Here is a 24,142-nt window from a genome sequence, read left to right on the forward strand (position 1 = left end):
TGTGCGCCCCTTTCGCGACACAAGGCCGCTCCTACAGAAGTACGCAATCTCTGTAGGAGCGGCCTTGTGTCGCGAAAGGGCCGCACAGCGGCCCCATCAACCTCAACCCCTGAACAAATCCTGAGCCAACACCAAGCTCTGCCCCTCGCTATCCAGCCTCACCTGAGCCCCCAGCGGCAAACACACATTCGGATCACAATGCCCACTGCGCCACCCGGCCAGCACTGGCACGCCCAACGGCCCGAAAATGTCCTGCAAAAGGGGCGTCATCGCCGCCACGGTGATCCCGGCAAAATCCCCCACCAGCACACCCTTCACACCTTCCAGCTTGCCCGCCAGGCGCAGCTGGGTCAGCAGACGGTCGACCCGATACAGCGGCTCGTTCACATCCTCGATAAACAGGATGCTGCCCTGGGTTTCAATCTCGGCCACAGTACCCAGGGTCGCGCCCAGCATCGACAAGTTACCGCCCAGCAAACGCCCACTGGTCACGCCCGGCAGCACGCACGTCAATGCAAACGTGGAAGGATGGACAATCTCGTCACCTTCACCCACCTGCCCTGACAACTGCGCCACCAGCGAAGACTCGGTCGGCTGCTGCTTGGCGCCCAACAAGTCGGCATTGAGCATCGCCCCATGAAAGGTCAACAAACCGGTATGTCGGTAGATTGCCGTGTGCAGGGCGGTGATATCGCTGTAGCCAATCAGCGGCTTGGGGTGACGGCGGATCAACTCGAAATCGAGCTTGTCGAGCAGGCGCATGCTGCCGTAGCCGCCGCGCATGCACAGGATCGCGTCGACAGTCGGGTCCGCAAAGGCAGCATGCAGATCTTCCAGCCGTTGTTGGTCAGCGCCTGCCAGGTAACCCTGAGTCTGTTCGGCACCCGGATAGATGCGGCAGCGGTAGCCCCGCTCGGCGAACCATTGGCTGGCCTTTTGCGCATCCAGCCGCGCCGGCCCGGCCGGGGCAACAATGGCAAAGCAGGCGTCATGCGGCAACGCTGCGGGCAAACGGGACTCATGGATTTCAGCGCAATTCATCGCAACTCCTTGCAGCGCATGGCACAAAAACAAAAATGCCGATGCCGCCTTTCGGCGCGCATCGGCATAGACGGCTCACACCAGGATCAGAGCTTGATCTTGGCCTCGTGAGCCTGCTGGTCAGCGTGGTAGGACGAACGCACCAGCGGGCCGGATGCGACGTTCTTGAAGCCCATCTTGTAACCTTCCTCGGCGAACCAGGCGAAGGTGTCCGGGTGAACGAAACGCTGCACCGGCAAGTGGCTGCGCGAAGGCTGCAGGTACTGGCCGAGGGTCAGCATGTCGATGTCATGCTCGCGCATGCGGTGCATCACTTCGATCACTTCTTCGTCGGTCTCGCCCAGGCCAAGCATCAGGCCCGACTTGGTCGGTACGTGTGGCACCAGCTGCTTGAACTTCTGCAGCAGGTCCAGCGACCAGTCGTAGTCGGAGCCCGGACGCGCGGCCTTGTACAGGCGCGGTACGGTTTCCAGGTTGTGGTTGAACACATCCGGCGGCTCTTGCGCGGTGATTTCCAGGGCCACATCCATACGGCCGCGGTAGTCCGGCACCAGGGTTTCCAGCTGTACGCCCGGCGACAGCGCGCGGATTTCGCGGATGCAGTCGGCGAAATGCTGGGCGCCACCGTCACGCAGGTCGTCGCGGTCCACCGAGGTAATGACCACGTACTTCAGACGCAGATCGGCAATGGCGACGGCCAGGTTCTTCGGCTCGTCCAGGTCCAGCGGCTTCGGCCGACCATGACCTACGTCGCAGAACGGGCAGCGCCGGGTGCAGATGTCGCCCATGATCATGAAGGTGGCGGTGCCACCGGAGAAGCACTCGCCCAGGTTCGGGCAGGAAGCTTCTTCGCACACGCTGTGCAGCTTGTGCTTGCGCAGCAGCTGCTTGATGCGGTCGACCTCCGGGGACACCGGGATACGCACGCGGATCCAGTCCGGCTTTTTCGGCAGTTCATCGGTAGGGATGATCTTCACCGGGATGCGCGCGACCTTTTCGGCGCCACGCAGCTTGACCCCAGCTTCCACCTTCTTCGGCGCTGGGCGCGAGGTGGCATCCTGGGTAGGTATCAGGTTCGGCACGGCTTCTTGCACAGTTGTCATATTCAGTCGATTCCGCCCGTCAGGGTCGTCTGCTCAGCATAGTCGAGGTGCTTGACCAGCTGTCCGCGCAGCCTTGTCCTGACCTCGTCGAGTTCGATCGGGCCTGCCAGGTCGCGCAGCTGGGTCATGGCCAGCCCCGCATACCCACAGGGGTTGATTCGGCGGAATGGCGCAAGGTCCATGTCCACGTTCAGAGCAAGGCCGTGGAAAGAACGGCCGTTGCGGATTCGCAGGCCGAGGGAGGCGATCTTCGCTCCATCGACATAGACACCCGGCGCATCGGGTTTGGCCGCGGCAACGACGCCGTAGCTGGCCAGCAAGTCGATCAGGGTCTGCTCGATGCGGCTGACCAACTCGCGCACACCAAAGCCCAGGCGGCGCACATCCAGCAGCAGGTAGGCCACCAGCTGCCCGGGACCGTGGTAGGTCACCTGGCCACCACGGTCGGTCTGCACCACCGGGATGTCGCCCGGCACCAGCAGGTGCTCGGCCTTGCCGGCCTGGCCCTGGGTGAAGACCGCGGGGTGCTCGACCAGCCAGATTTCATCCTGGCTGTCCGGGCTACGCTGCTCGGTAAAGCGACGCATGGCTTCCAGCACCGGTTCATAGGGCTGCAGGCCAAGCTCGCGAAAACCGAGACACAAGGACATCAGAGCACCATTTTCACGATGCCGGTCGCGCGCAGGGCGCTGTTGATGTCGTGCAGCTGGTTCTCGCTTTCGGCAACGATGTGCAGCTGCACGGTGGTGTACTTGCCTTCCTTGCTCTGGCGCTCGGCCAGGGTGGAAAGATCGACCTTGGCGTGCTTGCTCAGGACTTCGATCACCATGTCCTTGAAGCCGACCACGGTGTCGCCGATGACCTTGATCGGGTAATCAGCGCAAGGGAATTCGATTTTGTGCGACTTGACGTCAGGTTCGCTCATGGCGGAAACGGCCTCGTAAGCCGTGGCAACAACAACGCCCCCGCAGTATCGGCGGGGGCGTGGCAGGTCACGTAATCAGTTGAACAACCCGTAGAAGAATAGACGGATGCTATCCCACATACGACGGATGAAACCACCTTCCTCAACGCCATCGAGGGCGATCAGGTCGGCGCTGTGAACCACGTTCTCGTCAAGTTTGACTTCCACTTTACCGATCACGTCACCTTTGGCGATCGGTGCGGTGATCTGCGGGTTCATGGTCATCGAAGCCTGCAGGCGCTTCAATTGGCCTTTAGGCATAGTCATGGTCAGGTCGTTGGCCAGGCCCGCCTTGACGATGCTGGTAGCGCCCTTCCAGACCGGTGCCTGGGTCAGCTCGGTGCCCTTCTGGTAGAAGGTCTGGGTTTCGAAGAAGCGGAAACCGTAGGTCAGCAGCTTCTGGGTCTCGGCAGCACGGGACTGCTCGCTGTTGGTGCCGAACACCACGGCGATCAGGCGCTGGCCGTCGCGTACCGCCGAAGCCACCATGCAGTAGCCGGCTTCGTCGGTGTGGCCGGTCTTCAGGCCGTCGACGGTCTTGTCACGCCACAGCAGCAGGTTGCGGTTGGGCTGCTTGATGTTGTTCCAGAAGAACTCTTTCTGCGAGTAGATCGCGTAGTGCGCCGGATCGATGTCGATGATGGCACGGGCCAGCAGCGCCATGTCGTGGGCCGAGGAGTAGTGGTCCGGGTTCGGCAGGCCGGTCGGGTTCATGAAGTGGCTGTTGGACATGCCGATGTCGGCAGCGGTCTTGTTCATCATGTCGGCGAAGGCGTCTTCGCTGCCGGCGATGTGCTCGGCCAGGGCGACCGACGCGTCGTTGCCCGACTGGATGATGATGCCGTGCAGCAAGTCACTGACGGTGACCTGGCTGCCAACCTTGATGAACATGCGCGAACCGCCGGTGCGCCAGGCGTTCTCGCTGACGGTGACCGGGTCGTTCTCGCCGATCTGGCCGCGACGGATGTCCACGGTGGCGATGTAGGCAGTCATCAGCTTGGTCAAGCTGGCGGGCGGCAGACGCTCGTCACCGTTGTTTTCGACCAGCACGTTGCCGCTGGACGCGTCCATGAGTACGTAGGACTTGGCTGCCAGTTGCGGTGGTGCCGGCATCATCTGCTCGGCCGCGAAGGCAGCAGGCGTGAGCATCAGCAGTACGGGCAGGCATAGTCGTTTGGCAAGGTTGGTGATGTTCATCCGTCTCTCGAAAATCGCTAATGGTCTGAGATGTTCCCTGGGCCACATCGTGTGCCCAGCGCCAGTCAGTCTAGTTTTGGAGGCTGCAATGCAGCCTGGCGCAACGCGCAAAAGCTGGCATTGTACATGGCCGCGCCCGGCAATTCATGACAAAACCTGTAGGAGCGGCCTTGCGTCGCGAAAGGGCTGCGCAGCAGCCCCGGCACTCTACGCGGTAACGCATAATTCGGGGGCCGCTTTGCGGCCCTTTGGCGACACAAGGCCGCTCCTACATGACACGGCAGCGCCATTGTCAGTCAGCTGTGACCAGCTTGGCCTGCCCAAGGTTCGCCAGGCGAATGCTGTCTTGTGTCTGCTGGATCTCGCCCTGGCTGTTGATCGGCCCCAGGCGCACGCGGTGCAGGGTCTGCTGGTTACGCACGATGGAGCTGATGAATACCGGTGCGCTGACCATGGTGCTGAGCTTCGAGCGCAGCAGCTCGGCGGCGTCCGGGTTGGCGAAGGCGCCGACCTGCAGGAAGCTGCCACCGTTGGCGCCCGGCACGTTGTTGCCGCCCACCTGCACCGGCACCACCGGCGCCGCATGCTGTTGTGGCGGCGGGGTCCACTGCTCGACCCGCCCGGTATTGGCCCCAATCGCCTGGGTTTGCGCGACCTGAGGCTCTTTGAGCACCAATGGCGGTTGCTGCCCCTTCTGGGCCCACCACTGCTGCGGGTCGATGCCTTCAACCCGCACGTGCGCGGTACCTATCTCGGCATAGCCCAGTTTCTTGGCAGCGGCATAGGACAGGTCGATGATGCGGTCGGAATAGAACGGGCCACGGTCGTTGACGCGCAGGATCACGCTACGGCCGTTGGCCAGGTTGGTCACCTTCACGTAGGCCGGCAACGGCAAGGTCTTGTGCGCCGCACTCATGCCGTAAAGGTCATACAGCTCACCGTTGGCGGTGTTCTGGCCGTGGAACTTGGTGCCGTACCACGATGCGGTGCCCTCGGCGCGGTAGTTGCGCGAGTCCTGCATCGGGTAGTAGGTCTTGCCCAGCACCGTGTAAGGGTTGGCCTTGTAGTTCCCTGTATGCACGGTTGGCGTGGCATCGGGAATCTTGTTCACGTCCACGTCCCACCACGGCGCACCGTCCTTGTGGGCCCGGTTGATATCCAGGCCGGGCTTGGAACTCACGGTATTGCCGCTTGGCTTGGAGGTCGGGCCGCTGGAGGAACAGCTGGCCAGCAGCGCGCCGACGGCCATGCAGGTCAGCAGCTTGAAGGTGTTGGCAGTGAAGATTGCGCGCATTACTTGACGCCCCGTGCTTGGACCAGCTGTTCCGCGAGCTGATGCACCGCCATGGCATACATCACGCTGCGGTTGTAGCGAGTGATCGCGTAGAAGTTCTTCAGGCCCATCCAGTACTCGGGGCCGTTTTCGCCCTCCAGACGGAAGGCGGTAACCGGCAGATCATCGCGCAGCGCATCATGGCTCGACCAGCCCAGTGCCCGCAACTCCCCGAACGTCTTCGCCGGCTCGATACCGGTGGTCAGGCCCTCGTCGACACGTGCGCCACTGACCTGGGCGCGACTGACCACGCCCTCCCCGGCCACCCAGCCATGTTGCTTGAAGTAGCTGGCCACGCTGCCGATGGCGTCGTCGGGGTTGTTCCAGATGTTGATGTGCCCGTCGCCGTCGAAATCCACCGCGTAATTGCGGAAGCTGCTCGGCATGAACTGCGGCAGACCCATGGCGCCAGCGTAGGAGCCCTTGAGGGTCAGCGGGTCGAGTTGCTCTTCACGCGCCAGCAGCAGGTACTCGCGCAGCTCCTTGCGGAAGAATTCGGCACGGGGCGGGTAATCGAAGCCCAGGGTCGACAGCGCATCGATGACGCGGTAGTTGCCGGTATTACGGCCGAAGAAGGTCTCCACTCCGATGATCGAGACGATGTACTGAGCCGGTACGCCGTACTCCTGCTCGGCACGGGCCAGCACCGCCTCATGTTGGCGCCAGAAGTCCACCCCGCGCGCGATACGCGCATCGGTGATGAACATCGGCCGGTAATCCTTCCACGGCTTGACCCGCTCGGCCGGGCGCGAAATGGCGTCGAGGATCGACTGCTTGCGCTGCACCTCACGGAACACGCCTATCAATTGTTCACCGGCAAAACCGTAGTCGCGAGTCATCTCGCTGACGAACTCGGCCACCTGGGGCGAGTCGTCGTAGTCGCCGGCATGAGCGAGCTGGACAGCGCTGAACAGGCCCACCGCACCGATCCACGGCGCACAACGGGCAGCCCAGTTACGCACTGCTTGCATGAAATTCTTCACCTTATTCAAACCTGTGCGATCCATTTGCGGTGCGTATGGATCGACATCAGAACGCCAAACGCTGACAGCAGCGTCACCAACGAAGTTCCGCCATAGCTGATGAAGGGCAGCGGCACGCCCACCACGGGCAGAAGGCCGCTGACCATACCGATATTGACGAACACGTATACAAAGAAGGTCATGGTCAAGCTGCCCGCCAGCAGCTTGCCGTAGAGAGTCTGGGCCTGGGCGGTGATCATCAGTCCGCGACCGATCAGCAGCAGGTAGACGATCAGCAGCAGGCAGATACCGACCAGCCCGAATTCCTCGCCGAGCACCGCAATGATGAAGTCGGTGTGGCTTTCAGGAAGGAAGTCCAGGTGCGACTGGGTGCCCAGCAGCCAGCCCTTGCCGAACACCCCGCCCGAGCCGATCGCCGCCTTGGACTGGATGATGTTCCAGCCGGTGCCCAGCGGGTCGCTCTCCGGGTCGAGGAAGGTCAGCACGCGCTGCTTCTGGTAGTCGTGCATGACGAAGAACCACATGGCCACGGCCACGGGCACTGCGGCGGCCAGCACGCTGATGATCCAGCGCCAGCGCAAGCCGCCCATGAACAGCACGAAGGCACCGGAGGCGAGAATCAGCAGTGCGGTGCCCAGGTCGGGCTGGCGGACGATGAGAATGAACGGCACGCCGATCAGCACCAGGCTGATGGCCACATGCTTGAGCTGTGGCGGCAAGGTGCGCTTGGCCAGGTACCAGGCGATGGTCGCCGGCATGATGATCTTCATGAATTCCGAGGGCTGGAAGCGGATCACCCCGGGGATGTTGATCCAGCGCGTGGCACCCATGGCGTTGTGGCCCATCACGTCCACCACGATCAGCAGGAATACCCCGGCCAGGTACGCCAGCGGCACCCAGCGCGCCATGAAGCGCGGTTCAAGCTGGGCGATGATGAACATCGACACCAGGCCGATGCCGAACGAGGTGGCCTGCTTGATCAGCAAGTCCCAGTTCTTGCCGCTGGCCGAATAGAGCACGAACAGGCTGCCCGCCGCGAGGGTCAGGAGGATGACCAGCAAGGGGCCGTCGATGTGGATGCGCTGCAGAAAGCTGGCGCGTCGACGCATCACGTCCTCGCTGGAGAGCATGCGATCGAAGTTGTTTTTCACGGGGCCGTTTCCTGAGCGACGGTGGCAGGGGCGAATTCAGGCTTGAGCCGGCCGTTCTCGTCGAGCAGCCAGGCGTCCATGATCTGCCGCACCACGGGGGCAGCGACGCCGGAGCCGGATTCGCCGTTCTCGACCATCACCGACACCACGATCTTCGGAGCGTCGGCCGGGGCGAAGGCGACGAACAAGGCGTGGTCGCGATGGCGCTCCTGAAGTTTGTTACGGTCGTACTTCTCGCCCTGCTTGATCGCCACCACCTGAGCGGTACCGCTCTTGCCGGCGATACGGTACTGGGAACCGGCCGCAGCCTTGCGCGCAGTACCCCGGGCGTTGTGCATCACCTGCTCCATGCCATGGGTGACCTTGGCCCAGTCGGACTTGTCGCGCAGGACGATGTCTTCCATCGGGTTGGGGTCCACCGGCGGCTGGCCTTCGATGGTCTTGGCCAGGTGCGGGCGGTTCCATACCCCCTTGTTGGCGATCAGCGCAGTGGCCTGGGCCAGCTGCAGCGGGGTGGCCTGCATGTAGCCCTGGCCGATGCCGAGAATCAGCGTTTCGCCCGGGAACCAGGCTTGACGGCGGGTGGCGCGCTTCCACTCACGCGAAGGCATCAGGCCAGGCGACTCCTCGAACATGTCGAGGGCGACCTTCTGGCCGATGCCGAACTTGTTCATGTAGGTGGACAAGCGGTCGATGCCCATCTTGTGGGCAAGGTCGTAGAAATAGGTGTCATTGGAACGCATGATCGCGGTGTCGAGATCGACCCAGCCATCACCGGAGCGGTTCCAGTTACGGTATTTGTGATCGTAGTTGGGCAGCTGGTAGTAGCCTGGGTCGAACACCCGGCTACCGGCATTGACCACACCACTGTCGAGGCCAGCGATGGCCACTGCCGGCTTGATGGTCGAACCTGGCGGATAGAGGCCGCGTAGTACACGGTTGAACAGCGGCCGGTCGATCGAGTCACGCAGTTCGGCATAGGCCTTGAAGCTGATGCCGGTGACGAACAGGTTGGGGTCGAAGCTCGGCTGGCTGACCATCGCCAGCACCTCGCCGGTACGCGGATCGAGCGCCACGACTGCGCCACGGCGACCGCCCAGGGCGGCTTCGGCGGCTTCCTGCAGCTTGATGTCCAGGCTCAGTACGATGTCCTTGCCCGGCTTCGGATCGGTGCGTTTGAGCACCCGCAGCACCCGGCCTCGCGCGTTGGTCTCGACTTCCTCGTAGCCGACCTGACCGTGCAGGTCGTCTTCGTAGAAGCGCTCGATACCGGTCTTGCCGATATGGTGAGTGCCGCTGTAGTTGACCGGGTCGAGGGTCTTGAGCTCTTTCTCGTTGATCCGCCCGACATAGCCGACCGAATGGGCAAAATGCGCCCCTTGCGGGTAATGACGCACCAACTGGGCAACCACTTCCACGCCTGGCAGGCGGAACTGGTTCACTGCCACACGGGCGATCTGCTCTTCGGTCAGCTCGAACAGGATCGGTACCGGTTCGAACGGTCGCCGCCCCTGCCTCATGCGCTTCTCGAACAGCGCCCTGTCGTCAGGGGTGAGCTCCAGCACTTCGACGATGTTGTCCAGCACTTCCTGCCAGTTACCCGCACGTTCACGGGTCATGGACAAGCTGAAGCTGGGCCGGTTATCGGCGATGATCACCCCGTTACGGTCGAAGATCAGCCCCCGCGTCGGCGGAATCGGCTGCACGTGCACCCGGTTGTTCTCCGACAGCGTGGAGTGATAGTCGTACTGAATGATCTGCAGGTAATACAAGCGTGCAATCAGTACACAGATCAGCAACACGATCGCGACTGCGCCGACCACGACGCGGTTGCGCACCAAGCGGGCGTCTTTCTCGTGGTCCTTGAGACGGATCGGCTGCGACATCGGACTGCTTACAGGCTCATTTATGGTAAGGGTGCCCGGACAACACGGTCCAGGCGCGATAGATCTGCTCGCCGATGAGTATCCTTACCAACGGGTGCGGCAGGGTCAGCGGCGACAGCGACCAGCGTTGCTCAGCGCGCGCGCAGACCTCAGGCGCCAGCCCTTCCGGGCCGCCCACCATCAAATTCACCGTGCGCGAGTCCAGGCGCCAACGGTCCAGCTCTGTGGCCAGTTGCTCGGTACTCCAGGGCTTGCCATGGACCTCGAGCGTGACGATGCGTTCCCCAGGCTGCACCTTGCTCAGCATGGCTTCGCCCTCCTGACGGATCAGGCGGGCGACGTCGGCATTCTTGCCACGGGTGTTCAGCGGGATTTCCACCAGCTCGAGCGACAGCTCCTGGGGCAGGCGCTTGGCATATTCATGCCAGCCTTCCTCGACCCACTTGGGCATGCGCGAGCCGACCGCGATCAGACGCAGACGCACGACGCTTCCTTATTCCCGGTCTTTGAGCTTGTCGGTGAAGTAGTCGCTGGCGTTTTCCGGGCTGTGGTGCTTGGCATCGGCGGCACGGCTCTGCTCGGCACCCAGCCACAGACGCTCCAGGTCGTAGAACTGGCGGGCAGCGGCGGTCATCATGTGCACGATGACGTCGTTCAGGTCCAGCAGCACCCAGTCGCTGTCGCCCTTGCCTTCTTCGCCCAGCGGCTGTGCGCCTTCTTTCTTGACGGCTTCACGGACCTTTTCCAGCATCGCGTTGATCTGGCGATTGGAGGTACCGGTGGCAATGATCATGTAGTCGGTCAGGCTGTGCTTTTCGCGCACGTCGATGACCTGGATGTCCTGGGCCTTGACGTCTTCCAGCGCGCTGATGGTCAGTTTGACCAGGTCTTCGCCATTGATTTTCTGCTTGCTCATAAAAAACTCTTCGACTCGTTTGAATGAGGCGCCCTGGGGCACCGTCAGTTAGGGGCACGATACAGTTCGTGCGCCTCGATATAGGCCAGTACGGCGTCCGGCACCAGGAACCTCACCGATTTGCCGCTGGCCAGCAGCTGTCGGATCTGTGTAGCCGACACCGCGAGCGGGGTCTGCCAGACGAACGAAATATTCCCCGCCGGGCCGGACATGGCGGTGGGATCGCTCTCGGAGCGCGCAGCCAGCAGGTTGCGCAGCTCGTCAGTTGGTTCAACGTCGGCATCTGGGCGTTGCAGCACCAGGATGTGACAGTGTTGCAGCAGCTCTTCCCAGCGGTGCCAGCCAGGCAGGCCGCAAAAGGCATCCCAGCCCAGCACCAGGAACAGCTGGTCGTTGGCGCCCAGTTCGGCGCGGATCGATTCCAGGGTGTCGATGGTGTACGACGGCTTGTCGCGCTCGAGCTCCCGGGCATCGACAGTCAGGCGCTCGACGCCTTGCACCGCCTCGCGCACCATCGCCAGGCGGTCCTGCGCCGCCACCTGCGGGGTATCGCGGTGTGGCGGGCGGGCATTGGGCAACAGGCGCAGCTCATCGAGCGCCATGAACTCGGCCACCTCCAGCGCGCTGCGCAGGTGGCCGATGTGCACGGGGTCGAAAGTACCGCCAAGAATGCCGATGCGCCGGACTGCCTGGGCCTTGCTCAACTCAGCAGGACTCCTGGCCGCGCAGTTGGCCGTCACCGATCACCACGTATTTCTCGCAGGTCAGGCCTTCCAGGCCGACAGGGCCGCGAGCGTGCAGCTTGTCGGTGGAAATGCCGATCTCCGCGCCCAGACCGTACTCGAAACCGTCGGCGAAGCAGGTCGGGGTATTGAGCATCACCGATGCCGAGTCGACCTCGGCCATGAACTGGCGAGATTGCCCCTGGTGCTCGGTGATGATCGAATCGGTGTGGTGCGAGCCATAGTGATTGATGTGCTCGATAGCCTGGTCCAGGCCGTCGACCACACGAATCGACAGGATCGCGTCGAGGTACTCGGTGTGCCAGTCGTCTTCAGTGGCCGGCTTGGCATCGATCAGCGCACGGGTGCGTTCGCAGCCGCGCAGTTCGACGCCTTTGTCCTGGAAGCGGCGAGCCATTTCCGGCAGGAAGCCTGCGGCCACAGTTTGGTCGACCAGCAGGGTTTCCATCGCGCCGCAGATGCCATAACGGTAGGTCTTGGCGTTGAAGGCGACGCGCCAGGCCTTGTCCAGGTCGGCGTGCTCGGCGACATAGACGTGGCAAATGCCGTCCAGGTGCTTGATCACCGGCACGCGTGCATCACGGCTGATGCGTTCGATCAGGCCACGACCACCGCGCGGGACGATGACGTCGACGAACTCGGGCATGCTGATCAGCGCGCCGACCGCTTCCCGGTCGGTGGTCTCGACCACTTGTACCACCGCCGCCGGCAGGCCGGCCTCGGCCAGGCCACGCTGGATGCAGGTGGCGATGGCGCGGTTGGAGTGAATGGCCTCGGAACCGCCGCGCAGGATCGTGGCATTGCCCGACTTCAGGCACAGGCTGGCCGCATCGATAGTCACGTTCGGGCGCGACTCGTAGATGATGCCGATCACGCCCAGTGGCACGCGCATCTTGCCCACCTGGATACCCGACGGGCGATAGCTCATGTCGCGGATGGCACCGACCGGATCCGGCAGGCTGGCTACCTGGCGCAGGCCGGTGATCATGCCATCGATGCGCGCCGGGGTCAGGGCCAGGCGGTCCAGCAGCGCCGGCTCCAGGCCATTGGCACGGCCGGCGGCCAAGTCCAGTTCGTTGGCTGCGGCAAGCTCGACACGCGCGGCGTCCAGGGCATCGGCGGCGGCCTGCAGGGCGCGGTTCTTCTGCGCGGTACTGGCGCGGGCGATCACCCGGGAAGCCTGGCGAGCGGCGCGACCCAAGCGGGTCATATAGTCAAGAACGGACTCAGTCATGGGTTCGGTGTCTTGGCGAAGGGGAAATCGGCTGATTATAACTGTCGCGCAGGTGTACGCCCAGCGGCGGGTGGCGGATGGTCGAAAATGGTCATCGCCAAAACCCGGAAAGATGTAACTGCGCTTATCGAAATATCCTCTTGCAGGTCCGGCCTGTCGCCGGCAAGCCGGCTCCCACAGGGGATTTGTGGCAGCTGGCTTGCCGGCGACAGGGCCAACTCGATCTGTGTGGTTCAGCCTCGGTTAAGCGATTCGTTGCTATCATCCGCGCCTTCATCCTGACGAACCGCCAGCATGCCAGATACAGCCCCCTGCCCTGCCCGCGCCTTGCCCGACAGTTTCTTCGACCAAGACGCCCAAGCCCTGGCCAAGGCCCTGCTGGGCAAAGTCATCCGTCACCGCCACGGTGACCTGTGGCTGGCCGCGCGAATCATCGAGACCGAGGCCTACTACCTGACCGACAAGGGCAGCCACGCCTCCCTCGGCTACACCGAGAAGCGCAAGGCGCTGTTTCTCGATGGCGGGCATATCTACATGTACTACGCCCGCGGCGGCGATTCGCTCAACTTCAGTGCCCAGGGCCCAGGCAACGCGGTGTTGATCAAGTCCGCCTACCCTTGGGTAGACGCCATCTCCACGGCCAACAGCCTGGCACAGATGCAACTGAACAACCCCGACGCGAGCGGCAACCTGCGCCCACCGGAGCGCCTGTGCGCCGGGCAGACCTTGCTGTGCCGGGCCATGGGCCTGAAGGTACCGCAATGGGATGCCCAGCGCTTCGACCCCGAGCGCCTCTACGTCGACGACTGCGGCATCGCCGTGCCCAAGGTGATCCAGGCGGCCCGCCTGGGCATCCCCCATGGCCGCGACGAGCACCTGCCGTACCGCTTCGTCGACGCCGAATACGCCCGCTTCTGCACCCGGAACCCGCTGCGTCGGGGGCAAGTCGAAGGGCAAGACTTCTTCATTCTCCAACAAGGAAGCTAAAGCATGGGCCAATGGCTCGACAGCCTGACCGGCTGGCTCAGCGCCAACCCACAGTGGCTTGGCCTGGCGATTTTTCTGGTGGCTTGCATCGAGTGCCTGGCCATCGCCGGCATCATCGTGCCCGGTACCGTGTTGCTCTTCGCTGTGGCGGTACTGGCCGGCAGTGGCGCCTTCACCCTCGGCGAAACCTTGCTGCTGGGGTTTCTTGGCGGCCTGCTCGGCGACGCTTTGTCCTACACGATCGGCAAATACTTCCACCAGAACATTCGACGCCTGCCGCTGCTGCGTCACCACCCGGAATGGATCGGCAGCGCCGAGACCTACTTCCATCGTTATGGCATCGCCAGTTTGCTGGTAGGCCGTTTCATCGGCCCGCTACGGCCGATGCTGCCGATGGTGGCGGGGATGTTCGACATGCCGCTACCTCGCTTCATCGTGGTAAGTCTGGTGGCCGGCGCGGGCTGGTCGGTAGCGTATCTGCTGCCCGGCTGGGCCACCGGCGCGGCCATGCGCCTGCCACTGCCGGAAGGCTTCTGGCTGGATGCAGGCATCATCGCCGGCACCCTGGCGGTGGTGATCGGCCTGAGCCTGAACAGCAGCATTCGCGACCAGCGCCACGGTACGCGGCTGATCGCCGGCCTGAGTTTCCTGGCCTTGGCCGGGGTATTCCTGGGTTGGCCGTATCTGCACGAGTTCGATCAAGGGGTGATGACCCTGGTGCAGGAACATCGCAGCCAGGCCCTCGACGGCAGTGTGGTGCTGGTGACTCGCCTGGGCGACTTCCGCACCCAACTGTTCCTCGGCGGGCTGCTGACCGGCCTGCTGCTGCTCGCGCGCCAATGGCGCCATGCGTTGTTCGCGGGCGGTGCGCTGATGGGCACGGCGATCGCCAATGGCACGTTGAAATGGTTGTTCGCCCGCGCCCGGCCCGAAGTGCTGAGCGACCCATTGACCAGCTACAGCATGCCCAGCGGGCACAGCTCGGCGTCGTTTGCGTTCTTTCTGGTGATGGCGGTGCTGGCGGGGCGCGGTCAGCCACCGCGCATGCGCCTGACGTGGATACTGCTGGGGTGCCTACCGGCGCTGGCGATCGCCTTGTCGCGGGTATACTTGGGGGCGCACTGGCCGACTGACATCATGGCGGGGGCCTTGCTGGCCTGCTGCGTGTGTGCGCTCAGCCTGACGCTGGTGCAACACCGTCAGCCACTCAATGCGCTGCCGCAGCGGGCTTGGTGGCTGGTGCTGCCGGCGTGCATCGCCTTGCTGGCGTTCTTTGCCATGCATGCGTTGCCGCAGGCGCTGCTGCGTTATCAATATTGAGGCCGGTACAGGCGACAGTGTTCACTCAGGCAAACAACTCACCCTGAATCCGCTCCAGCAGCTTCTGGATCTCGGCCAGGCGCTCGGCCGGCGAGTCGATCGCCAGCAGGTCCAGCTTGTCCTCTTCCATGAACGGCAGCAGATAAGCCAGCTGGTTGGCCAGCGCCTGGCGCCCGTCGACATCCCTCGGCATGTCCAGGGCTTCGACCATCGGATGCTCGCCCAGAGCCACCAGCAGCGCCAGCAGGTCGTCATCCTGCTCGGTCAGGGGGCTGTCCGGCTGTTCCGGCAGCCAATGAACCTCGCCCAGCAGCAGTTGATCCTTCTGCACCTCGGTCTGGCTCAGCTCGAAACGCCGCCCCCCTTCCACGCGAATGCCCAGCAAGCCATTGTCCTGCTGGACGAAATCGCGAATCAGCGCCTCACAGCCGATCGACGCGACCACCGGTGGCGCCTTGCCGACCTGCTCGCCTTCGAGGATGCACACCACACCAAAGCCTGTGCCTTGCTTCATGCACCGGCCTATCATGTCCAGGTAGCGCGCCTCGAAAATCTGCAAATCCAGCAGACAGCCGGGAAACAGCACGGTATCGAGCGGAAACAGCGGTAGCGTCATCACAACTCCTCAAGCCACCAGGCTGACCGCCAACGGCAGGAACACCGCCGTGGCCACACCCATCAGGCTCATCGCCAACGCGGCAAACGCGCCGCACTCGTCACTTTCCTGCAGGGCCACCGAGGTGCCCACGGCATGCGCCGTAACGCCCAGTGACATGCCCCGCGCCTCAGGGCTGTGCACACCAAAGCGGCTCAACAGCGCAGGGCCGAAAATGGCCCCGATCACCCCGGTAATCAGCACGAACACCGCCGCCAAGGCCGCCACGCCGCCAATCTGCTCGGCCACCAGCATGGCGATGGGCGAGGTGACCGACTTCGGCGCCATGGTCATCAGAATCATGTGCTCGGCCCCGAACCACCAGCCCAGCAGCAGGCAACAGACCGTGGCGAACAGGCCTCCGATTACCAGCGTAGTAAATGTCGGCCAGAACAGCTGACGGATACGCCGCAGGTTGAGGTACAGCGGCACGGCCAGCGCCACGGTGGCGGGGCCGAGCAGGATGTTCATGATTTCGGTGCTCTTGCGGTATTCGCGGTAGTCGATGCCACACACCAGCAGCACCGCGATCACCAGCACCATGGACACCAGCACCGGCTGCAGGAAGATCCAGCGCGTGCGCTCGTAGGCGGCCAGCACGAGCTGATAGGCGGCCAGGGTGATGCCGATACCGAACAAGGGATGGTGGACAACCGCATCCAGCGCGCCCTGCCAATCGAGCATCATGACGGCTCCCCGCGCTTACCTTGGCGCTGCATGAGCTTTTGCATCAGAACACCCACGAAAACCAGGGTGACCAGGCAGGAAATCAACAAGGCGCCAGCAATGGCCCAGAAGTCAGCGGCAATGTCCTTGGCATAGACCATTACCCCTACCGCCGGCGGCACCAGCAGTAACGGCAGGTAGCGCAATAGACTGCTGGCCGCCTCGTTCAGCGGCTTGCCCACCTCACCACGGGCCATGAGGAAGAACAGCAATAGCAGCAGGCCGATGATCGGCCCCGGCAACATCGGTACGCACAGATGATTGATTGCAGTACCCAGCAGCTGAAACAGCACCAGCCAGGTCAAACCACGCAACAGCATAAGAATCTCCTTCGGGCATGCCGGCCATTATAAGCACGGCCCCTCCATAAGCCGATATTCGCCGAAAAGCGGGTCAACTTGACTGAGCCAGCAAGTCGTGCTGATCTAGCACTGTCGTACCAAATAAGAACCTGGAGAGTCGTGATGCCCCTTGTACCGGTAAACGAGTTGTCGCAATACGTTGGAAAGGAACTGGGACGTTCCGACTGGATGAAGATCGATCAACAACGCATCAACCTGTTCGCCGAGGCCACCGGCGATTTCCAGTTCATTCATGTCGACCCGGAAAAAGCGGCGAAAACCCCGTTTGGCAGCACCATTGCCCACGGCTTTCTGACCTTGTCGTTGATACCCAAATTGATGCTGGACGTCCTGGTATTGCCCGAAGGGATGAAGATGGTCGTCAACTACGGCCTGGACAGCGTACGGTTCATTCAACCGGTGAAGGTCGACAGCAATGTGCGACTCAAGGTCGAACTGGCCCAAGTGACCGAGAAGAAGCCCGGGCAGTGGCTGCTCAAGGCCACGGTGACCCTGGAAATCGAAGGCGAAGAGAAACCCGCCTACATTGCCGAACCTTTGTCGCTCTGCTTCGTCTGACAAAGCCTGTTCGTGACCCAGCCTGCTGCCTGATGGAGCAGGCTTGGCCAAGACCCCGTCCGCCCGGTCAGCCATACCTATAGCGCACCATTCTGCGGCATACTCGGCAGACCTATTGCCCGGATTCCGCCATGCGTCCACTGCTCCCACTCGCCCTGACCCTGCTGCTCGCCGCTTGCGGTGATGGCGAAGCATTGTCGCCACCGGACGCGCGCTTGCCCGACGGCGGTCGCTATCGCGGGCAGGTAGTGGACGGCCTGCTACAGGGTGAAGGACGCATCGACTACCCCAATGGCAGCTGGTACGCCGGCAGCTTCAAGGACGGCCAATGGCATGGCCAGGGCGAGTGGCACGGCAGCAATGGCGAGGTCTATCGCGGCCAGTTCGCCGCCGGGCTGTTCCAGGGCCTGGGCGACCTGACCACCCCCGGCAGCCACTACGCCGGCACCTTCAGCCATGGCCGACGTGATGGCGAAGGCGCGCTCAAGCAGGCCGACCAGACCTACCGTGGCCAGTTCAAGGACGACCAGTACGAGGGTGCGGGCCAGCTCGAACTGGCCGACGGCAGTCGCTACCAGGGCCTGTTCGCCAAGGGCAAGCCCAACGGTGCCGGCGTGCGCAGCGATGCCAGCGGCAACCAGTTCAGCGGCCGCTTCGTCGACGGCCAGTTGCAAGGCAGCGGCACCTACGACAGCGTCGATGGCGAACAGTACATCGGCGAGTTCAAGGACAACCGCCTTGAGGGCCGCGGCCGCTACGAGAATGCCGACGGCGATGTGTGGATCGGCGAGTTCAAGGACGGTGCGCTGATCGGCGACGGCGAACTGCTGGGCAGCGACGGTAGCCACTACAAGGGCAACTTCGTCGACTGGCGCCTCTCTGGCCACGGCAGCCTGCAACTGCCTGATGGCAGCAAATACATCGGCGGCTTCGACAACGATGCCTACCACGGCCAAGGCAAACTGACCCTGGCCAATGGCAAGGTCGAAAGCGGCTACTGGGTCAACGGTGTGCGCGTGCGCGACCAAAAGGGCAAGCTGCTGCCTGACCCACTGGACCTGGCCCTGCTCAACCAAGGTCGTTTGCTCGAAGAAGCTCTGTCCCGCGTGCCCCGCTCGGCCCCGCCCATCCAGCTGTATAGCCTGGTGCTGGCGGGCGATGGCCAACAGAGCGTGTTCCTGCGCGAAGCCGACTATGTCAGCAATATGCTCAAGGTGCGCTTCGGGGCACGCGGCCAGGTCACCTTGGTCAACCACCGCGACCAGATGACGACCCGGCCCATGGCCACCCGCGAGAACCTGACCCGAGCGGCCCGCACCCTGGCCGAACGCAGCGGCCCGGAAGACCTGGTGTTCATCTACCTGACCAGCCACGGCAGCGCGGACCACCAACTGGTGCTCGATCAGCCGCGCTTTCAGCTGGCCGACCTGCCCGCCGATGAGCTGGCCAGCGCCTTGGCCCCGCTCAAGGACCGCGACAAGATAATTGTCATCTCCGCCTGCTATTCCGGCGGTTATATCGCGCCGCTCAAAGACGATCGCACCGTGATCATGACCGCCGCGCGTGCCGACCGAGTGTCCTTCGGCTGCTCGGAAGAGGCCGATTTCACTTACTTTGGCGACGCCTTGTTCGCCGAGGCATTGAACCAGACCGATGATTTGAAACAGGCGTTCGAACTGGCGCGCAGCAGCGTTGCCGAACGTGAAGGAAGGGAAGGTTTCGAGGCCTCAGAGCCACAGATCTGGGCCCCGCCCGCAGTACTGGCACATTGGCAGCGCCTGCGCCAGCAACAAGCGGAAGAAGCCTTGCGCAACGCCACACGAGCCCAGGCGCAGGAGCAGGCAAAAACGCCTGGCACCCACTAAGCTTGTGTGTAACACAGGAGAGACATCATGTACTTGACGCCTCAGCATGTCCTGCTTGCCGGTGCAACGGGCCTTACCGGTGAACACCTGCTTGACCGCCTGCTCAACGAACCCACCATCAGCCGCGTGCTGGCGCCGACTCGTCGGCCGCTGGCGGCTCATCCACACCTGGAAAACCCAGTCGGTGACCCGGCGGTGTTTCTTCCGCAGCTGGCCGGGCGCGTCGATATCGCCTACTGCTGCCTTGGCACCACTCTCAAGCAAGCCGGTTCGGAACAAGCGTTCCGCGCCGTCGACCTGGACATGGTGGTGGCCTTCAGCAAGCGGGCACGGGAAATGGGCGCGCGGCATCTGCTGGTGGTCAGTGCCATCGGCGCCGACCCGAAGTCGCCGATTTTCTACAACCGGGTCAAAGGCGAGATGGAAGAGGCGCTCAAAGCGCTGGACTGGCCGCAGTTGACGATCGTCAGGCCATCGCTGCTATTGGGGGAGCGAATTCAGCCGCGGCTGGGCGAGCGGCTGGCATCACCGTTTTCGCGATTGATGCCGGGCAAGTATCGGGGGATCGAGGCGTGCACCTTGGCGCGAGCGCTGTGGCGTCTGGCGCTGGAAGAGGAAGACGGGATTCGGATTATCGAGTCGGATGAGTTGCGCAAGCTGGGCAAGAAATAGCCTTCGTCTGCAAGGGCCCTATCGCCGGCAAGCCGGCTCCCACAGGGACTCCACTGTATTCGAATTCAGTGGAGTCCCTGTGGGAGCCGGCTTGCCGGCGATAGCTTTTACAGACCACCCGTAGCCTGGAAGCCGATCCCGGCCGCAGTCAGCAGTGACAGCGGCAGCAACAAGGTATCCAGCAACGCACTGCCGGGCAGGTCCAGCCCCGGATACGCCGGCGCCTCGGCACCGAAATGATCCTTCGGGCAGCAACCCCCATTCATCACGTACAGGTCCAGCCGGGTGCCGGCATACACCACCGGCGCCCCTGGCTTGTTCGCATCCAGCGTGCGTACCGTGGCGCAACCACTGAGCAAGCTCGCGGCCAGCAACCCGGCCAGCGAACGCTTCAATCATCCACCCCGAAATGGTGCTCACCCCAGCGCGGCAACATGTCCTGCGGGATGTTCAGCAGATTGAGAATGCGCGCCACCACGAAATCGACCAGGTCATCGATGGTCTGTGGCTGGTGATAGAAGCCTGGCGCTGCGGGCAGGATCACCGCCCCCATCTGCGACAGCTTGAGCATGTTCTCCAGATGGATGGTCGACAGCGGCGCCTCGCGTGGCACCAGAATCAGCTGGCGACGCTCCTTGAGGGTAACGTCCGCCGCACGCTCGATCAGGTTGTTGCAGGCACCGCTGGCAATGGCCGACAGGGTGCCAGTGGAGCAAGGCACCACCACCATCGCCGCTGGGGCGCCGGAGCCCGAGGCCACCGGCGACATCCAGTCTTCCTTGCCATACACACGGATCTGCCCGTCCGCAGCACCGGTGTACTCGGTCAGAAACGCTTGTATGGCCTGGGGCTTGGCCGGCAACACCACGTCGGTCTCGGTCGACATCACCAACTGCGCAGCCTTGGAGATGAGGAAATGCACCTCTCGGTCTTCGCGCACCAGGCAGTCGAGCAGGCGCAACCCATACTGCGCCCCAGAGGCGCCGGTCATGGCCAGGGTAATGCGTTCCGGCCCGCTCACTTCAGGGCCTCGGCCAGCTTGCCGTGCAGGCCGCCGAAGCCGCCATTGCTCATGATCACTACATGAGTACCCGGCCGCGCCTGGCCTTTGACCCGCTCGATGATCGCTTCAAGGCTATCGGCCACCACGCTAGGCACCTTGCATTGCGCGGCGGTGGCGCCCAGGTCCCAGCCCAGGTTGGCAGGCGCGTACCAGATCACCTGGTCGGCGTCGTTGACGCTCTCCGGTAAGCCGTCACGGTGGGCGCCCAGCTTCATCGAGTTGGAGCGCGGTTCGATGATCGCGATCACCGGCGCCTCGCCTACCTGCTTGCGCAGGCCGTCGAGGGTGGTGGCGATGGCGGTCGGGTGGTGGGCGAAGTCATCGTAGATGGTCACGCCCTGCACTTCGGCGACCTTTTCCATGCGGCGCTTGACGCTCTTGAAGGCGCTCAGGCCCTCGATGCCCATCGCCGGCACCACGCCCACATGGCGAGCGGCTGCCAGGGTCGCCAGGGCGTTGGCGACGTTGTGCTGGCCAGTCAAAGCCCAGTCGACCACACCCTGCGCTTCACCCTCGAACAGCACTTCGAAACGCGAGCCGTCGGCGCTCAGCAGGCGTGCTTGCCACTGACCGCCTTCACCGGTGGTCTGCACCGGGGTCCAGCAGCCCATGCCGATCACCCGCTCCAGGGCCTGTTCGGTGGTGGGATGAATGACCAGGCCCTCGCTTGGAATAGTGCGCACCAAGTGATGGAACTGCCGCTCGATGGCCGCCAGATCGGGGAAGATATCCGCGTGATCGAACTCGAGGTTGTTGAGGATCGCGGTGCGCGGGTGGTAATGCACGAACTTTGAGCGCTTGTCGAAGAACGCACTGTCGTATTCGTCGGCCTCGACCACGAAGAACGGGGTATCGCCCAGACGCGCCGAGACCGAGAAGTTCTGCGGCACGCCCCCGATCAGGAAACCCGGGCTCATGCCGGCGTGCTCCAGCACCCAGGCCAGCATGCTGCTGGTGGTGGTTTTGCCGTGGGTGCCGGCCACCGCCAGCACCCAACGGCCCTGCAGCACGTGGTCGGCCAGCCACTGCGGGCCGGACACGTAAGGCAGGCCTTTGTTGAGCACATACTCCACCGCCGGGTTGCCCCGCGACATGGCGTTGCCGATCACCACCAGGTCCGGCGCCGGGTCCAGCTGGGCCGGGTCGTAGCCTTGGGTCAGCTCGATGCCCTGGGCCTCGAGCTGGGTGCTCATCGGGGGATAGACGTTGGCGTCGGAGCCCGTGACGCGGTGGCCGAGCGCTTTGGCCAGCACCGCCAGGGAACCCATGAAAGTGCCGCAAATACCGAGAATATGAATATGCATGGTCGACCTCGCAAAACTTCGAGGCAGGGTAGCCCAGGGCGGGGGAAATCGCACCCGCTGTTTCGCTCAGGCGCCCCTGGCAATGCCGTGTTTGCGCAGTTTTCGATACAAGGTATTGCGGCTGATGCCCAAGTGCTCGGCGACGCGGGTCAGGTGCCAGTGTTTTGCCTCCAGTACTGACAGCAGAGCTTCGCACTCGGCATGCAGGAGCGGCCTTGTGTCGCGAAAGGGCTGCGCAGCAGCCCCGTCAAGTTGGGCAGCGCTATTGATATCCTGGGGCCGCTCTGCGGCCCTTTCGCGACACAAGGCCGCTCCTACACAGGCATTGCGCACGACTGCGGGCAGGTCTGAAAACTCGATATGGCAGCCTTCAGTAAGGGCCACGAGCGTGCGCAACACATTGCGCATCTGCCGCACGTTACCCGGCCAGGCAAAGTCCAGCAGCGCCTGACGCGCCCTGGGCTCCAGTTCTACCCCCTGCCCCTGCGCCTCCTGACGTAGCAGGAAGTCCAGCAACTGGGCCTTGTCACTGCGCTCGCGCACCGCCGGCAACGCCACCTCCAGGCCATTGAGCCGGTAGTACAGGTCTTCGCGGAAACTGCCCTGCTCCACCCGCTCCAGCAAGTCCCGGTGGGTAGCACTGACGATACGCACATCCACCGCCTGTGCCTCGCCGCCGATCGGCACCACCTGGCGCTCCTCCAACACGCGCAGCAGGCGGGTTTGCAGCGCCAGCGGCATGTCGCCGATCTCATCCAGCAGCAAGGTGCCGCCATCGGCCTGCAGCAGCTTGCCGCGCATGCCTTCCTTGCGTGCACCGGTGAAACTGCCGCCGCGATAACCGAACAGCTCGCTCTCGATCAGGCTTTCCGGGATCGACGCACAGTTGACCGCCACGAAAGGCTTGCCGCGACGCTGGCTGGCCTGGTGCACGGCCTGGGCGAAGGCCTCCTTGCCGCTGCCGGTTTCACCGCACAGCAGCAACGGCACATCGCGCTCGAACACCCGCACGGCACGGCGGAAGTCATTCTGCAGCGCCGGGTCCAGCAGGCAGATGCCGGGGTCGGCCGGGCGCCGGGCCTCTGGCAAGCTGGCCGGCACCGTCCACAACGGCGCCCGCGCCTGGCCACGCAGGCTGGCGAACACTTGCCGGCCATCGCGGGTGCGCAGCGGCCAGGCCGTGCTGCCGTTGGGCGTGGCGCGGCTGAACAGTTCGTCATGGCTACAGGCAAAGAACCGCTCCAGCGGCTTGCCCAGCACGCCGCCGCGAATACTGCCCAACAGATTCAGGGCACTCTGGTTGGCCGCACAGATGCGGCCATCGCCATCGAAGGCCAGCAAGCCTTCGCTGAACAAGCCGACCGACTCGGCCTGCAAGTGGAAGCGCAGCAACCACTGCTGCTCGAAATGGCGCAGGAAGTAACAGCTCTCGATCATCTTCGCCGAGAGGTTGACCAGGGCCATGGTGTGGAACTGGCTCTGGCGCGACACGTCCGGCCGCGCCGAAGACACATCGAGCACCGCCAGCAGCTCGCCATGGGGGTCGAACACCGGGCTGGCCGAACAGGTCAGGCCGGTATGGCGACCACGAAAATGTTCGTTCTGGTGAATGGTCAGCGCCTGGCGCTCGACCAGGCAGGTGCCGATGCCGTTGGTGCCTTCGCTGGCCTCGCTCCAGTCGGCGCCCAGCCACAGCCCGGCGCGCTCGAAGTTGCGCCGCTCATTGGGCGCAGTCACGCAGTTGAGGATCACCCCGCGGGCATCGGTCAGCAACACCGCATGACCAGCACCGGAAAGCTGCTGATGCAGGCTGTTCATTTCGCCATCGGCGATTTTCAGCACCTGATGCAGGCGCTCGCGGCTTTCCAGCAGGCGACCATGCTCGAGCACCACCGGTGCCTCGATTACCGAAGGATCGAGGTGGTAGTCCTCCAGGCAGCGCAACCAGGAGCGGGCAATCGATGGATCGCTTCCGGCTTCGCCGCGGGCGACGGTATGTACCTGCTGGGCATGGCGACTGAAGTGATTGTTCTGCATTAGTTGTTGTTCTCCGCAGATAGAGACTCTTTCCAGCATCCT

Annotated in this window: 25 protein-coding genes; 5 read left to right on the plus strand and 20 right to left on the minus strand. The window is 63.5% G+C overall.

Annotated elements, in window-relative coordinates:
* Positions 1 to 102: 102 nt before the first annotated feature.
* From ACIPZG_RS19770 to ACIPZG_RS19830, 13 genes are all read right to left on the minus strand, one after another.
* The gene (locus tag ACIPZG_RS19770; protein ID WP_400716289.1) at positions 103 to 1,041 is read right to left on the minus strand and encodes an LD-carboxypeptidase; all 939 of its coding nucleotides are present in this window, start codon (positions 1,039 to 1,041) and stop codon (positions 103 to 105) included.
* Positions 1,042 to 1,127: 86 nt separating this feature from the next.
* Entirely contained in the window at positions 1,128 to 2,144 is a 1,017-nt protein-coding gene (lipA, locus tag ACIPZG_RS19775) for a lipoyl synthase (protein ID WP_008100490.1), read from the minus strand.
* Positions 2,145 to 2,146: 2 nt separating this feature from the next.
* On the minus strand, positions 2,147 to 2,794 hold the full coding sequence (gene lipB / locus ACIPZG_RS19780) for a lipoyl(octanoyl) transferase LipB (RefSeq protein WP_008100493.1): 648 nt from the start codon (positions 2,792 to 2,794) through the stop codon (positions 2,147 to 2,149).
* Positions 2,794 to 3,069, minus strand: a complete 276-nt coding sequence (locus tag ACIPZG_RS19785; protein ID WP_008100495.1) for a DUF493 domain-containing protein — start codon at positions 3,067 to 3,069, stop codon at positions 2,794 to 2,796. The genes lipB and ACIPZG_RS19785 overlap by 1 nt, the downstream gene beginning before the upstream one ends.
* 75 nt (positions 3,070 to 3,144) lie before the next feature.
* Positions 3,145 to 4,305: a D-alanyl-D-alanine carboxypeptidase family protein gene (locus tag ACIPZG_RS19790; RefSeq protein ID WP_400716291.1), complete on the minus strand. Its 1,161-nt coding sequence runs from the start codon at positions 4,303 to 4,305 to the stop codon at positions 3,145 to 3,147.
* A gap of 292 nt (positions 4,306 to 4,597) precedes the next feature.
* Positions 4,598 to 5,599, minus strand: a complete 1,002-nt coding sequence (locus ACIPZG_RS19795) for a septal ring lytic transglycosylase RlpA family protein (RefSeq protein ID WP_400716293.1) — start codon at positions 5,597 to 5,599, stop codon at positions 4,598 to 4,600.
* Positions 5,599 to 6,609, minus strand: a complete 1,011-nt coding sequence (gene mltB, locus ACIPZG_RS19800; RefSeq protein ID WP_400643246.1) for a lytic murein transglycosylase B — start codon at positions 6,607 to 6,609, stop codon at positions 5,599 to 5,601. The genes ACIPZG_RS19795 and mltB overlap by 1 nt, the downstream gene beginning before the upstream one ends.
* Before the next feature lie 17 nt (positions 6,610 to 6,626).
* Positions 6,627 to 7,730 carry a rod shape-determining protein RodA gene (gene rodA / locus ACIPZG_RS19805; RefSeq protein WP_400643252.1) on the minus strand — a complete coding sequence of 368 codons (1,104 nt, stop codon included), beginning with the start codon at positions 7,728 to 7,730 and terminating at the stop codon, positions 6,627 to 6,629.
* Positions 7,731 to 7,768: 38 nt separating this feature from the next.
* On the minus strand, positions 7,769 to 9,658 hold the full coding sequence (mrdA, locus tag ACIPZG_RS19810) for a penicillin-binding protein 2 (RefSeq protein ID WP_008090416.1): 1,890 nt from the start codon (positions 9,656 to 9,658) through the stop codon (positions 7,769 to 7,771).
* A gap of 16 nt (positions 9,659 to 9,674) precedes the next feature.
* Positions 9,675 to 10,142, minus strand: coding sequence for a 23S rRNA (pseudouridine(1915)-N(3))-methyltransferase RlmH (rlmH, locus tag ACIPZG_RS19815; RefSeq protein ID WP_008090421.1), 468 nt, complete (start codon positions 10,140 to 10,142; stop codon positions 9,675 to 9,677).
* A 9-nt stretch (positions 10,143 to 10,151) separates the two neighbouring features.
* On the minus strand, positions 10,152 to 10,574 hold the full coding sequence (gene rsfS, locus ACIPZG_RS19820; RefSeq protein WP_008090423.1) for a ribosome silencing factor: 423 nt from the start codon (positions 10,572 to 10,574) through the stop codon (positions 10,152 to 10,154).
* A gap of 44 nt (positions 10,575 to 10,618) precedes the next feature.
* Entirely contained in the window at positions 10,619 to 11,278 is a 660-nt protein-coding gene (gene nadD / locus ACIPZG_RS19825) for a nicotinate-nucleotide adenylyltransferase (RefSeq protein ID WP_400643244.1), read from the minus strand.
* Between the two features lies 1 nt (position 11,279).
* Positions 11,280 to 12,551: a glutamate-5-semialdehyde dehydrogenase gene (locus ACIPZG_RS19830; protein WP_400716295.1), complete on the minus strand. Its 1,272-nt coding sequence runs from the start codon at positions 12,549 to 12,551 to the stop codon at positions 11,280 to 11,282.
* A 294-nt stretch (positions 12,552 to 12,845) separates the two neighbouring features.
* Here ACIPZG_RS19830 and ACIPZG_RS19835 point away from each other — a divergent pair, with 294 nt between their 5' ends.
* Complete coding sequence (locus tag ACIPZG_RS19835; protein WP_400716297.1) at positions 12,846 to 13,538, plus strand: DNA-3-methyladenine glycosylase; 693 nt, start codon at positions 12,846 to 12,848, stop codon at positions 13,536 to 13,538.
* A 3-nt stretch (positions 13,539 to 13,541) separates the two neighbouring features.
* Complete coding sequence (locus ACIPZG_RS19840; protein ID WP_400716299.1) at positions 13,542 to 14,858, plus strand: bifunctional DedA family/phosphatase PAP2 family protein; 1,317 nt, start codon at positions 13,542 to 13,544, stop codon at positions 14,856 to 14,858.
* A 25-nt stretch (positions 14,859 to 14,883) separates the two neighbouring features.
* Here the strand turns inward: ACIPZG_RS19840 and ACIPZG_RS19845 are convergent, their stop codons facing one another.
* The 3 genes from ACIPZG_RS19845 to ACIPZG_RS19855 are packed head-to-tail and all read right to left on the minus strand — an operon-like array spanning position 14,884 to position 16,559.
* Positions 14,884 to 15,474: an LON peptidase substrate-binding domain-containing protein gene (locus ACIPZG_RS19845; protein ID WP_400716301.1), complete on the minus strand. Its 591-nt coding sequence runs from the start codon at positions 15,472 to 15,474 to the stop codon at positions 14,884 to 14,886.
* A 9-nt stretch (positions 15,475 to 15,483) separates the two neighbouring features.
* Positions 15,484 to 16,200, minus strand: a complete 717-nt coding sequence (locus ACIPZG_RS19850) for an LrgB family protein (RefSeq protein ID WP_400716303.1) — start codon at positions 16,198 to 16,200, stop codon at positions 15,484 to 15,486.
* Positions 16,197 to 16,559, minus strand: a complete 363-nt coding sequence (locus ACIPZG_RS19855) for a CidA/LrgA family protein (RefSeq protein WP_400643238.1) — start codon at positions 16,557 to 16,559, stop codon at positions 16,197 to 16,199. The genes ACIPZG_RS19850 and ACIPZG_RS19855 overlap by 4 nt, the downstream gene beginning before the upstream one ends.
* A gap of 144 nt (positions 16,560 to 16,703) precedes the next feature.
* Here ACIPZG_RS19855 and ACIPZG_RS19860 point away from each other — a divergent pair, with 144 nt between their 5' ends.
* The 3 genes from ACIPZG_RS19860 (at position 16,704) to ACIPZG_RS19870 (ending at position 19,696) form a co-directional block, all read left to right on the plus strand.
* On the plus strand, positions 16,704 to 17,159 hold the full coding sequence (locus ACIPZG_RS19860) for a MaoC family dehydratase (RefSeq protein ID WP_008098330.1): 456 nt from the start codon (positions 16,704 to 16,706) through the stop codon (positions 17,157 to 17,159).
* A gap of 131 nt (positions 17,160 to 17,290) precedes the next feature.
* Entirely contained in the window at positions 17,291 to 19,024 is a 1,734-nt protein-coding gene (locus ACIPZG_RS19865) for a C13 family peptidase (protein ID WP_400716305.1), read from the plus strand.
* Positions 19,025 to 19,051: 27 nt separating this feature from the next.
* Positions 19,052 to 19,696 carry an oxidoreductase gene (locus ACIPZG_RS19870; RefSeq protein ID WP_008098334.1) on the plus strand — a complete coding sequence of 215 codons (645 nt, stop codon included), beginning with the start codon at positions 19,052 to 19,054 and terminating at the stop codon, positions 19,694 to 19,696.
* 107 nt (positions 19,697 to 19,803) lie between these two features.
* On the opposite strand, the gene ACIPZG_RS19875 is transcribed toward ACIPZG_RS19870, so the two are convergent.
* From ACIPZG_RS19875 to ACIPZG_RS19890, 4 genes are all read right to left on the minus strand, one after another.
* A complete protein-coding gene (locus tag ACIPZG_RS19875; protein WP_008098335.1) occupies positions 19,804 to 20,091 on the minus strand; it encodes a YceK/YidQ family lipoprotein in 288 nt (95 codons plus the stop codon).
* Positions 20,088 to 20,717, minus strand: coding sequence for a flavin prenyltransferase UbiX (gene ubiX, locus ACIPZG_RS19880; RefSeq protein WP_400643235.1), 630 nt, complete (start codon positions 20,715 to 20,717; stop codon positions 20,088 to 20,090). The genes ACIPZG_RS19875 and ubiX overlap by 4 nt, the downstream gene beginning before the upstream one ends.
* Positions 20,714 to 22,063 carry a UDP-N-acetylmuramate:L-alanyl-gamma-D-glutamyl-meso-diaminopimelate ligase gene (gene mpl / locus ACIPZG_RS19885; protein WP_008098339.1) on the minus strand — a complete coding sequence of 450 codons (1,350 nt, stop codon included), beginning with the start codon at positions 22,061 to 22,063 and terminating at the stop codon, positions 20,714 to 20,716. The genes ubiX and mpl overlap by 4 nt, the downstream gene beginning before the upstream one ends.
* A 66-nt stretch (positions 22,064 to 22,129) precedes the next feature.
* Entirely contained in the window at positions 22,130 to 24,100 is a 1,971-nt protein-coding gene (locus ACIPZG_RS19890) for a sigma-54-dependent Fis family transcriptional regulator (RefSeq protein ID WP_400716307.1), read from the minus strand.
* Between the last annotated feature and the right edge of the window lie 42 nt (positions 24,101 to 24,142).

Source organism: Pseudomonas sp. NPDC089395 (assembly GCF_044749525.1).
GTDB lineage: Bacteria > Pseudomonadota > Gammaproteobacteria > Pseudomonadales > Pseudomonadaceae > Aquipseudomonas.

Coding starts and splice junctions, on each gene's coding strand:
- rodA (WP_400643252.1), bottom strand. CDS start 7,730: ATGCGTCGACGCGCCAGCTTTCTGCAGCGCATCCACATCGACGGCCCC.
- rsfS (WP_008090423.1), bottom strand. CDS start 10,574: ATGAGCAAGCAGAAAATCAATGGCGAAGACCTGGTCAAACTGACCATC.
- ACIPZG_RS19845 (WP_400716301.1), bottom strand. CDS start 15,474: ATGACGCTACCGCTGTTTCCGCTCGATACCGTGCTGTTTCCCGGCTGT.
- mrdA (WP_008090416.1), bottom strand. CDS start 9,658: ATGTCGCAGCCGATCCGTCTCAAGGACCACGAGAAAGACGCCCGCTTG.
- mltB (WP_400643246.1), bottom strand. CDS start 6,609: ATGCAAGCAGTGCGTAACTGGGCTGCCCGTTGTGCGCCGTGGATCGGT.
- ACIPZG_RS19830 (WP_400716295.1), bottom strand. CDS start 12,551: ATGACTGAGTCCGTTCTTGACTATATGACCCGCTTGGGTCGCGCCGCT.
- ACIPZG_RS19770 (WP_400716289.1), bottom strand. CDS start 1,041: ATGAATTGCGCTGAAATCCATGAGTCCCGTTTGCCCGCAGCGTTGCCG.
- ACIPZG_RS19795 (WP_400716293.1), bottom strand. CDS start 5,599: ATGCGCGCAATCTTCACTGCCAACACCTTCAAGCTGCTGACCTGCATG.
- ACIPZG_RS19835 (WP_400716297.1), top strand. CDS start 12,846: ATGCCAGATACAGCCCCCTGCCCTGCCCGCGCCTTGCCCGACAGTTTC.
- lipB (WP_008100493.1), bottom strand. CDS start 2,794: ATGTCCTTGTGTCTCGGTTTTCGCGAGCTTGGCCTGCAGCCCTATGAA.
- lipA (WP_008100490.1), bottom strand. CDS start 2,144: ATGACAACTGTGCAAGAAGCCGTGCCGAACCTGATACCTACCCAGGAT.
- ACIPZG_RS19870 (WP_008098334.1), top strand. CDS start 19,052: ATGTACTTGACGCCTCAGCATGTCCTGCTTGCCGGTGCAACGGGCCTT.
- ACIPZG_RS19855 (WP_400643238.1), bottom strand. CDS start 16,559: ATGCTGTTGCGTGGTTTGACCTGGCTGGTGCTGTTTCAGCTGCTGGGT.
- ACIPZG_RS19860 (WP_008098330.1), top strand. CDS start 16,704: ATGCCCCTTGTACCGGTAAACGAGTTGTCGCAATACGTTGGAAAGGAA.
- ACIPZG_RS19785 (WP_008100495.1), bottom strand. CDS start 3,069: ATGAGCGAACCTGACGTCAAGTCGCACAAAATCGAATTCCCTTGCGCT.
- ACIPZG_RS19840 (WP_400716299.1), top strand. CDS start 13,542: ATGGGCCAATGGCTCGACAGCCTGACCGGCTGGCTCAGCGCCAACCCA.
- mpl (WP_008098339.1), bottom strand. CDS start 22,063: ATGCATATTCATATTCTCGGTATTTGCGGCACTTTCATGGGTTCCCTG.
- ACIPZG_RS19865 (WP_400716305.1), top strand. CDS start 17,291: ATGCGTCCACTGCTCCCACTCGCCCTGACCCTGCTGCTCGCCGCTTGC.
- ACIPZG_RS19790 (WP_400716291.1), bottom strand. CDS start 4,305: ATGAACATCACCAACCTTGCCAAACGACTATGCCTGCCCGTACTGCTG.
- ACIPZG_RS19890 (WP_400716307.1), bottom strand. CDS start 24,100: ATGCAGAACAATCACTTCAGTCGCCATGCCCAGCAGGTACATACCGTC.
- ACIPZG_RS19850 (WP_400716303.1), bottom strand. CDS start 16,200: ATGATGCTCGATTGGCAGGGCGCGCTGGATGCGGTTGTCCACCATCCC.